Below are 8,766 nucleotides of genomic sequence, written 5' to 3'. Positions count from 1 at the left end.
CGACATTTTAACGCCTTTTGACGTTTTTACGGGAATTTCGGCATTTAATGTAAATAGTTGGTGCAAGAAAGATTACAAAGAGGTTAAAATAACGTGACTCAACATGTTTTCCAAAAGGAAACTTTCCATGGCTCAAACTCAGTCGAGTGCGAACTTGAAGCTGATTAATACGGTTTTTGCCGCTATGCTTGTGAGCATGGTCGGCTATTTTATTTATTGGGGCCTGGGTTATACCCACTACAACCACTCCGGCCTGTTTATCCTTGCTACCTTTTTCGGCGTCTTCATGGCGTTTAATGTGGGTGGTAACGATATTGCTAACTCTTTCGGTACAAGTGTCGGCTCCGGCACATTGACTATTCCGCAAGCTTTGCTGATTGCGGCAGTATTTGAAGTCAGCGGCGCAGTGATTGCCGGCGGCGAGGTAACAGATACCATCCGTAAGGGTATTGTCGATTTGAATGGCATGCATCTGGATCCGATGCAGTTTGTTTTTATTATGATGTCTGCGCTTTTGGCTGCGGCATTGTGGCTGCTTTTTGCATCGCGCAAAGGTCTGCCGGTTTCTACGACACACGCCATTATCGGCGGTATCGTCGGTAGTGCCTTGTGTATGGCGGCATTGAACGGTGTGGATTCCATTGCGCTGATTCAATGGGACAAGTTGGGCGAAATTGCCTTGTCTTGGATTTTGTCTCCGGTATTAGGTGGCATCGTTTCCTATCTATTGTTTTCACGAATTAAGAAAAACGTTTTGGACTACAACTCTTGGGCCGATAATACGCTCAAAGGCATCAAGTTGGAGAAGAAAGCCTATAAAGAAGAGCACCGCCTGTTTTTTGATGCCTTGAGTGAATCTGAAAAAGTCGAATACGCCACCAAAATGGCGCACGATGCCCAAATTTATGATGAGCCGGACTTTGATCCTGAAGAATTGCAGTCTGAGTATTATCGCGGTCTGCACCGCTTTGACAGCCGTAAGGGCGAAGTAGATTCTTACAAAGCACTGCATTCCTGGGTGCCGTTTATTGCTTCTGTCGGCGGCATGATGATTGCGGCCATGTTGATTTTTAAAGGTCTGAAAAATCTGCATTTGGGCATGAGCAACGTCAACAGCTTCCTGACCATTTTCATGATCGGCGCAGCTATTTGGATGGGTACGTTTGTATTCGCCAAAAGTTTGAAACGCAAAGATTTGGATAAATCGACTTTCCAAATGTTCTCATGGATGCAGGTATTTACTGCTTGCGGTTTCGCATTCAGCCATGGTGCAAACGATATTGCCAATGCGATTGGTCCGTTTGCCGCGATTATGGATGTGCTGCGTACCAACAGCATTACTTCTCAAAACGCCGTGCCGCCAATTGCCATGTTGACTTTCGGTATCGCTTTGATCGTCGGCTTATGGTTTGTCGGTAAAGAAGTGATTAAAACCGTAGGCACCAGCTTAGCAGAAATGCACCCCGCGTCAGGCTTCTCAGCAGAGCTTTCTGCCGCCGCCGTCGTGATGGCCGCATCATTTATGGGCTTGCCTGTTTCCAGTACCCATATCTTGGTAGGTGCAGTTTTGGGTATCGGCTTGGTTAACCGCAATGCCAACTGGAAATTGATGAAACCGATCGGCCTTGCTTGGGTTATTACCTTGCCTGCTGCTGCCGTTTTGTCTGTTGTCAGCTATTTGGTTTTGCAAGCCGTGTTTTAACTGACTGTTTGATTTAAAAAGGCCGTCTGAAAGATATTTCAGACGGCCTTTACTTATGTTCATAAGAGTAGATTTTAGATTGCTTTAATGTCGAACAAATAATGTTGTTCAATGTTTAAATTGATACAAGAATAATCAGCGTAATAAAGAAATACCTTATTGGGAATAGCTTAGAAAAGATTTTGGTTTCAAAACTTGGCTTGGTGGGGGTAAACAAGGCTATTTTTAATCAGCCACTATAAGGTTAAGGCAATAAAAAGCCCCAATTCATCGACGTTAAAGATGTCGTATTAAATTGGGGCTCTATTTATTTAGTGCAAGCCTTATCAGGCCGTCTGAACATTATTCAGAAGCTTCGTTGGTCTCGGCTTGAGTAGGAGCTACTTCTGCTTCTGTAGTAGCCTTAGCGGCTTGACGTTCGGCTTGTGCAGCCAATGCCTGTTGAACGGCTGGGTGCTGTTGGGCGATGGTTTGTTCTTCTGCGCTGACTTCGCCTTTGAAGCGGTTATTCAAGTCAAAACGTTTGCCGCCGCGAGCCAGGGCTTTCAGATAGCGCGGACGGCGGCAGTGGTTAGCCAGTACGCGTGCAATCAGTGCAGGGTCGTATTGGGGCAGGGCGGCAACCAAGTCTTGGTCGATACCGACGGCCAACGGTTTGAATCGTTTGAATACATCATATTTGCCGTAAATGTGGTCGGCAATCATGTCTGTCTGTTTTTTCTTGCTCATAGTTTGGACGGCAGATTTCAGCGCAGCGCCCAAAGCGGTTTCTTGTGCCATTGCGGTTGTATTCCTCTAATATAAATCCGTATTTTCGTCATACGGCAATAAGGTGCTATTGTAGTATAAAGACTGTGATTTGGCTAAATTTTTCTGAGAATATTCAGAAATAAACGGTTATTTTTCCAATTTGGCAATGTCTGGTGTATTAACCTGAACATCGGCATTTTGTGCACGATGGCGTAAGGCGTGGTCGATCAAGACCAATGCCAGCATGGCTTCTGCAATCGGAGCGGCGCGTAATCCGACGCAGGGGTCGTGGCGGCCGTGTGTGGCAAGTTCGACAGGGTTGCCCTCTATATCAATACTGCGGCGCGGTGTGGCGATGGAACTGGTCGGTTTAATGGCAATATTCACATGAATGTCTTGTCCGGTGCTGATGCCACCCAAGATGCCGCCTGAGTGGTTGGATAGAAAGCCTTGAGGCGTGAGCTCGTCGCCGTGCTCGCTGCCGCGTTGAGTTACGCTATCAAAACCTGCGCCGATTTCCATGCCTTTGACGGCATTGATGCCCATCATGGCATAGGCAATTTCTGCATCGAGGCGGTCAAAAACTGGTTCGCCTAAGCCGACAGGGACGTTGGCTGCTTCGATATGAAGTTTTGCGCCGACAGAATCCAATGATTTGCGCACGCTGTCCATATAGTTTTCCAAGTCCTCAATTTGGCTTTGGTTTGCGGCAAAAAAAGGATTTTGGGAAATATATTCGTAACCTTCAAACTGGATTTCTTTTTCGCCTACTTGGGTAACGTAGGCGGTAATTTCAGTACCGAATTTTTCTTTCAGCCATTTTTTCGCAATTGCTCCGGCTGCAACGCGGGCAGCGGTTTCGCGGGCGGAACTTCTACCGCCGCCGCGATAGTCGCGTGTACCGTATTTGTGCCAGTAGGTGTAATCGGCATGTCCGGGGCGGAAACTGGTGGCGATATTGCCATAGTCTTTGCTGCGTTGGTCGGTATTGCGGATTAGGAGAGCGATAGGTGTACCGGTAGTTTTGCCTTCGAATACGCCGGAGAGGATTTCGACTTGGTCGGCTTCGCGACGTTGGGTAACGTGGCGGCTGGTGCCGGGTTTGCGACGGTCAAGGTCATATTGGATATCCGCTTCGCTCAATTCTAATCCTGGCGGGCAGCCGTCGATGATGCAGCCCAAGCCTGCGCCGTGGCTTTCGCCGAAAGTGGTAACGGTAAAGATTTGTCCGAAGGTATTGCCTGCCATAGGGATACTCTTTTGAAATTGGGTTTGGAAATTTTTTACTTGTTTGGATAATTCTCAGGCCGTCTGAACAGATGTGAGAACGAAATCAAAGATTCTCGTTTCACCGTTCAGACGGCCTTTTGAGATGACTACTTAGTTCAATTTACCGTGGCACTGTTTGTATTTCAGGCCGCTGCCGCAAGGGCAAGGATCGTTGCGGTGAACAATCAGGCCGTTTTGTGCAAGCGCTTCAGGGCTGAAGTCTGTGCCGTCAGGGTCGAACGCTTCTGTAACCAAATCGGTTTGCGATTGACCGAGCAATTCTTCCATATCAGGCGCATCGGAGTGGACGGTTTGAACATCGCTGACGCTTTGTGCGGCGGTGTGGTCGTATTCGCTATTGCGCTCGATTTGAACGGCAGTCAGCAAAGCGGCAATGTTTTGTTTGATACCGCGCCACAGATTTTCAAACATGGCGAAAGCTTCGCGTTTGTATTCCTGTTTCGGATTTTTCTGAGCATAGCTGCGCAGATGGATACCTTGGCGCAAGTAGTCCATAGCGGCGAGGTGTTCGCGCCATTGGTTGTCGATAACTTGCAGCATAACATTGCGTTCGAAGTCTGACATAGCCTGTTTGCCGACCAATTCAACTTTTTCGGCATACTCGTCTTCGATGCGCTTGATGAGGCGTTCTTTAATGTCTTGGTTGTCCAAAGTGCTGTCTTCTTTCAGCCAGCCTTTAATATCGACATGCAGGCGGAAATCGGCGGCAAGTTGGTGCTCCAGTGCTGGAATGTCCCATTGCTCTTCCATGCTGTCAGGCGGGATGTGGTAATCAACCAAGTCGCTGATAACGTCGGCGCGGATTTCGCGGGTCAAATCACTGACATCTTTGCTGGTCAGGATTTCGTTGCGTTGATGGTAGATCACTTTACGTTGGTCGTTGGCAACGTCATCATATTCTAAAACCTGTTTACGCATATCAAAGTTGCGGCCTTCGACTTTACGTTGTGCGCCTTCGATTTGACGGGTCAGCAGGCCGTGTTCGATGGCAACGCCGCGTTCAGGTGCCAGGCGGTTGAGGATGGCGGCGGCACGGTCGAGTGCAAACAGGCGCAACAATGGATCTTCAAACGATAGATAGAAACGGCTGGAGCCGGGGTCGCCCTGACGGCCGGCACGACCACGCAACTGGTTGTCGATACGGCGGCTTTCATGGCGTTCTGTACCGATAATATGCAAACCGCCTGCGGCCACAACTTGGTCGTGTTCAGCTTGCCAACCGCTTTCAAGGGCAGAAATTTGCGCTTGTTTTTGCTGTTCGCTCAGGGTTTCATCGGCATGGATGGCTTCGATTTGATGTTTGAGGTTGCCGCCCAAGACAATATCGGTACCGCGGCCTGCCATGTTGGTGGCAACGGTAATTGCGCCGACTTTACCGGCTTGAGCTACAATCAATGCCTCGCGCTCGTGTTCTTTGGCGTTCAGAACGTTATGCGGCAGACCGGCTTTGTGTAACAAGTCAGAAACCAGTTCGGAGTTTTCGATGCTGGTGGTGCCGACCAAAACCGGTTGACCGTTTTTGTGGCATTCGGCAATGTCTTTGACAACGGCTTCAAATTTTTCTTCAGCTGAGCGGAAGATTTGGTCGTTGAAGTCTTTACGTTGTACAGGACGGTTGGTCGGGATGATGACGGTTTCGAGGTTGTAAATGCTTTGGAACTCGAAGGCTTCGGTGTCGGCCGTACCGGTCATACCGGATAGTTTGCTGTACAGGCGGAAGTAGTTTTGGAAGGTAATAGATGCAAGCGTTTGGTTTTCGCGTTTGATTTCTACGCCTTCTTTGGCTTCAACAGCTTGGTGCAAGCCTTCGGACCAACGGCGGCCGGCCATCAGACGGCCTGTGAATTCGTCCACAATCACGATTTCACCGTCTTGAATGACGTAGTGTTGGTCTTTGTGGAACAGGGTGTGCGCACGTAATGCCGCCATGAGGTGGTGCATCAGGGAAATATTGGCGGCAGAGTAGAGCGAGTCGTTTTCCTGTAATAAGCCCATTTGTGTCAGGATTTGCTCGGCGTGTTCGTGACCAGCTTCGCTCAGAATAACTTGGTGTGCTTTTTCATCTACCCAGTAATCGCCTTCGCCTTCTTCGGTTTCTTGGCGGATAAGGTGGGCCGGAACGGCATCCATTACGCGGTAGAGCTGGATGTTGTCATCTGCCTGGCCGGAAATAATCAGCGGCGTACGCGCTTCGTCGATCAGAATGGAGTCCACTTCGTCGACAACGGCAAAGTTCAATTCGCGCTGAACTTTGTCGTATTGGTCGGTAACCATATTGTCGCGCAGGTAGTCGAAGCCGAATTCGTTGTTGGTGCCGTAAGTAATGTCGGCACCGTAAGCGGTTTGGCGTTCGAAAGGTTGCAAATCGGCGACGATCACGCCGACACTCAAGCCTAAGAAGTTGTACAAAGGCTCCATAATGCTCGCGTCACGGGAGGCGAGGTAGTCGTTGACGGTAACGACGTGGACGCCTTTTCCTGACAATGCATTCAGGTAAACGGCAAGGGTGGCCACCAGAGTTTTACCTTCACCGGTACGCATTTCGGCGATTTTGCCGTTGTGCAGAACCATACCGCCGATAAGCTGTACATCAAAGTGGCGCATGCCCAATACACGGCTTGATGCTTCGCGGCAGACGGCAAAGGCTTCGACCAAGATGTCGTCCAGGCTTTGTCCGTCGGCGAGACGTTGTTTGAATTCGGCTGTTTTAGCTTGCAGTTCTGCATCGCTCAATGCCTGCATTTGTTTCTCAAGCGCGTTGATTTTGGCAACGGATTTACGATATTGTTTCAGCAGGCGGTCGTTGCGGCTGCCGAAGATTTTCTTAGCAATGTTTGTCAGCATGAATAATTCCTGCGCCTTGATATAATAGTGGGCGAAATTGGGATTTTAACACAAGCGCTTGTATAACGCGGTAATGCTGTTTGAAATAAAGGCGGTTTTGCTGTATTTCAATTGTAATTGTTTGGTTAATTTACTGAGAGGCCGTCTGAAATATATGGATTTAGCACAATTAGGCAAGCGCAATCATTTATTGGCGGGCTTGTTGCAACAATCGCAACAATGGCGGAAATTGGATGCAAAAATCAAAACGGTTTTGCCGGCCAACCTGCATCCGCATTTTCAGACGGCCTGCGTAGAAGACGGAAGATTGGTCTTGCTTGCCGCCAATAATATGGCTGCTTCGCGTTTGAAAATGATCCTGCCTGCCATGTTGCCCAAGTTGCAAACATTGCATACAGGCGTCAGGGAAGTGGTGGTCAGGGTAGTTCCCAAGCCTCCGGCTCAGCCGAAAACCAATAGTTTGAGATTGAGCGAGGCAGCTTTAGACAGCTTCGATGAGGCGGCAGCCAAATTGGAAGGCAAACATCCCGAATTGGCGGCGGCATTGGCAGAATTGGTGCGCAAGCACAGCCGCTAAAATCATGCCGAATGAGATTATGGTTAATAAATGTTAAAATTTATTTCATTTGACTGATAGCATCTAATACTAAAGAAATACGACCTAAACAGTAACTGTTTTCTTTTAGGTAAACTGATGTAAACTTGGCCTGAAATTTTGATTTCGTGTGAAGTTTGTAGCAAAATAACGCCTGAATTTCTTATCACTCTGCGTGAATAAGTTTAAGTTTGACATTTGTCTTTGTTAATATATTCGCGCGGGTTCTATTAATAGAACTTAACAAGACTCTCATCATTAGGAGATACATCAATGAAAGCTTATCTGGCTCTGATTTCCGCTGCCGTTATCGGCTTAGCTGCATGCTCTCAAGAAGCTGCAAAACCTGCTGAAGCACCTGCTGCTTCCGCTGCTTCTGAAGCTGCTCCTGCAGAAACTACTGCACCTGCCGATGCCGCTCCTGCCTCTGAAGCTGCTCCAGCCGATGCTGCCGCCGCTCCTGCTGCCGGCAACTGCGCAACTACTGTTGAAGCCAACGACGCTATGCAGTTTAACACTAAAGAAATCCAAGTGAGCAAAGCTTGTAAAGAATTCACCATCACTTTGAAACACACTGGTACCCAACCTAAAGAAAGCATGGGTCACAACATCGTCATCGGTAAAGCCGAAGACATGGACGGTATTTTCAAAGACGGTGCCGGTGCTGCTGCAACTGACTACGTTAAACCTGACGACGCACGCGTTGTTGCCCACACCAAACTGGTTGGCGGCGGCGAAGAAGCTTCCCTGACTCTGGATCCTGCTAAATTGGCCGGCGGCGAATACAAATTCGCTTGTACCTTCCCAGGTCACGGCGCTTTGATGAACGGTAAAGTTACTTTGGTTGACTAATCCGCCTCAAGCTCGAAAACAGACAGCCTGCCTTGCGCAGGCTGTTTTGTTATAATCTGGAAACATTAATTTAAGAATAAAACTTCAAAACCATGAATCCGTTTGAAACCAAAAGCGTTACTTTTGCCGAACCCATTGAAATGCTGTACGCCTGTCATGGCAAAGTGCGCCGTTTCTGCAGCCAGGTTGCCATGTTGTCGAACTATATTGCCGAAAACGGCTGCAATCAAATCGTTTTGCAAACCATCCGCCAAATTGCCCAATATTTTAATGTTGCCGCGCCGTTGCACCATGAAGACGAAGAAGAAAATTTCTTCCCGCTTCTATTGCAATATGCGCCGCAAGCTCAAGAAAGCGTTGACGAGCTTTTGCGCCAACATATCAGCCTGCACAACAACTGGGCGGCGGTATCTGCCGAATTCGCCAAACTCGAAGCAGACAACGCCTATATCCCCGATGCGGAAACGTTCAAACGCTTTGTCGCAGGATATGATGTTCATCTGGCGATTGAAGAGCCGCTATTTGATATGGGCAAAACCTTTATCCCCAAAGAAAAACTGACCGAAATCGGCGAAATTATGGCTGCACGCCGCCGCAAATAAGGTCGTCTGAAACAATCGTCTCAAGGAATACACTATGCTGACCCCAAAAAGTTGCGATTTGTTCAATATCCCTTTTTTCCAGTTTTCCCAGCTTAAAAAATACCAGCCTGAAAGCATTCCGCAAATCAAGG

Annotated in this window: 8 protein-coding genes; 5 read left to right on the top strand and 3 right to left on the bottom strand. The window is 48.3% G+C overall.

Translation table 11 applies throughout. The features are described 5' to 3' along the window. The first annotated feature begins 127 nt into the window (after nt 1–127). Nucleotides 128–1,702, top strand: coding sequence for an inorganic phosphate transporter (locus ACTHS3_RS03365; RefSeq protein WP_039862088.1), 1,575 nt, complete (start codon nt 128–130; stop codon nt 1,700–1,702). Nucleotides 1,703–2,044: 342 nt separating this feature from the next. Here the strand turns inward: ACTHS3_RS03365 and ACTHS3_RS03360 are convergent, their stop codons facing one another. The 3 genes from ACTHS3_RS03360 to secA all read right to left on the bottom strand — a co-directional run bounded on the left by ACTHS3_RS03360 (nt 2,045) and on the right by secA (nt 6,586). Beyond that, nucleotides 2,045–2,482 carry a ProQ/FINO family protein gene (locus ACTHS3_RS03360; RefSeq protein ID WP_004519616.1) on the bottom strand — a complete coding sequence of 146 codons (438 nt, stop codon included), beginning with the start codon at nt 2,480–2,482 and terminating at the stop codon, nt 2,045–2,047. Nucleotides 2,483–2,599: 117 nt separating this feature from the next. Then, a complete protein-coding gene (aroC, locus tag ACTHS3_RS03355) occupies nt 2,600–3,700 on the bottom strand; it encodes a chorismate synthase (RefSeq protein WP_004519617.1) in 1,101 nt (366 codons plus the stop codon). A 132-nt stretch (nt 3,701–3,832) separates the two neighbouring features. After that, entirely contained in the window at nt 3,833–6,586 is a 2,754-nt protein-coding gene (gene secA / locus ACTHS3_RS03350; protein ID WP_049335622.1) for a preprotein translocase subunit SecA, read from the bottom strand. Nucleotides 6,587–6,740: 154 nt separating this feature from the next. On the opposite strand from secA, the gene ACTHS3_RS03345 reads away from it, so the two are divergent. The 4 genes from ACTHS3_RS03345 to ACTHS3_RS03330 all read left to right on the top strand — a co-directional run. Continuing rightward, on the top strand, nt 6,741–7,163 hold the full coding sequence (locus tag ACTHS3_RS03345) for a DciA family protein (protein WP_039862113.1): 423 nt from the start codon (nt 6,741–6,743) through the stop codon (nt 7,161–7,163). A gap of 291 nt (nt 7,164–7,454) precedes the next feature. Beyond that, nucleotides 7,455–8,033, top strand: a complete 579-nt coding sequence (gene azu / locus ACTHS3_RS03340; protein ID WP_003748712.1) for an azurin — start codon at nt 7,455–7,457, stop codon at nt 8,031–8,033. A 92-nt stretch (nt 8,034–8,125) separates the two neighbouring features. Then, nucleotides 8,126–8,635, top strand: a complete 510-nt coding sequence (locus ACTHS3_RS03335) for a hemerythrin domain-containing protein (protein WP_004519620.1) — start codon at nt 8,126–8,128, stop codon at nt 8,633–8,635. Nucleotides 8,636–8,669: 34 nt separating this feature from the next. Then, on the top strand, nt 8,670–8,766 hold a 97-nt coding region (locus ACTHS3_RS03330; protein WP_440367169.1), incomplete at its 3' end, for an HI_0552 family protein.

It is taken from the genome of Neisseria sp. P0009.S007 (assembly GCF_051962515.1).
The sequence above is the reverse complement of the archived record's forward strand: the minus strand, read 5'-3'. Positions and strand labels throughout refer to the sequence as shown.